This is a genomic window from Actinoplanes sp. NPDC026670 (genome assembly GCF_040638175.1).
In the GTDB taxonomy this organism is placed as follows: Bacteria; Actinomycetota; Actinomycetes; order Mycobacteriales; family Micromonosporaceae; genus Actinoplanes.
Genome location: NZ_JBEZXU010000213.1, coordinates 1 through 1,120 on the forward strand (window position 1 = coordinate 1; position 1,120 = coordinate 1,120).

The following is a 1,120-nucleotide window of genomic DNA, read 5'->3' on the forward strand; positions in this document are numbered from 1 at the left end:
GCCGGGCCCGCCGTCCTGGTCGGCCGGCCCGGTCTCGGGGCCACTGCGGTAGACGGTGCCCGCCGGGCGGACGGCGCCGCCCTCGGGCACGCGTACGGTCACCGCGACCTGGATCGGCCGGCCCAGTCGGCGGGTGAGCGCCTCCGTGATCGCCGGACGCAGCCGGGACTCGATCACGTCCCGGGTGAAGGCGTCCGGAACGGAGAGCAGTGCGGTGTCCTCGACGATGGCCCGCAGGCGGGTCAGCCGCAGGTACGCCCGTTGCTGCGCGGAGATGATCTCGTCGGCGAGTTCATCGGTCGTCGCCGTCCACACCGCGGCAAGGTCGGTCGTCCCGGTCACCGTCGTGCCCCCCTCGCCTCTGCTCCGCCGACGCCGCCGTCTTCTACGGTCGGCCGTCCCGGGCCCGCCACGTTCGCGAGGGTGGAAACGACACCCACCGGACGACCGACCGGTCCTCGTCCACAAGTTATCCACAGCCTGTGTACGCACCGATTGTGGCCGCCCGCCGGACGCGGGTCGGACCTGCCCCCTGCCTGAACGGGCGCTGAAGCGGGTTCACCGTGCCGAACGATTCACTACCGTGTCCGGTCTTGCCCGCCGGCGACGACCGGACCTTTCGACGCTGACCGCAATCGGGCACGGTAACAGCGTTGTCCGCGCGCCATCAACCGCCGACGCGCGGCGACCCTTGTCGACATCAGCGAAAACCGCCGCATCGGTCGCTGGTGGGGCCGGATGTCCACCCCTGCTGGGGGTGTTTGACGGTGGATGCCGCCCTGCGTAGGCTGGAACGGCTGCTCTCTCGCCCTCTGCTAGGGTGATACGTGCTTGCTGTCCGCGGTCGCATCCCCGCATCGCCGAGGTCCCGCGTCGCCGGGCAGCACCGATCGGGGGCCACCGCCGAGGTGGCCTGGACCACCACACGATCCCGGCGACCCCTCGCCCGGGGCGTACGAAAACGGAGAGCCTGACGTGAGCAAGCGCACCTACCAGCCGAACAACCGCCGCCGCGCGAAGACCCACGGCTTCCGGCTGCGCATGCGCACCCGTGCCGGCCGCGCCATCCTTTCGACCCGTCGCGCCAAGGGCCGCACCCGCCTGTCGGCCTGAGGCCGAC

Annotated in this window: 1 protein-coding gene and 1 pseudogene; one reads left to right on the plus strand and one right to left on the minus strand. The window is 71.9% G+C overall.

The features are described from left to right. Window positions 1-342, minus strand: a pseudogene (locus AB0E94_RS53180) (chromosomal replication initiation protein); the annotation flags it as partial. Between the two features lie 633 nt (window positions 343-975). Here AB0E94_RS53180 and rpmH point away from each other — a divergent pair. Continuing rightward, on the plus strand, window positions 976-1,113 hold the full coding sequence (rpmH, locus tag AB0E94_RS53185) for a 50S ribosomal protein L34 (protein WP_067300964.1): 138 nt from the start codon (window positions 976-978) through the stop codon (window positions 1,111-1,113). Window positions 1,114-1,120 lie beyond the last annotated feature (7 nt).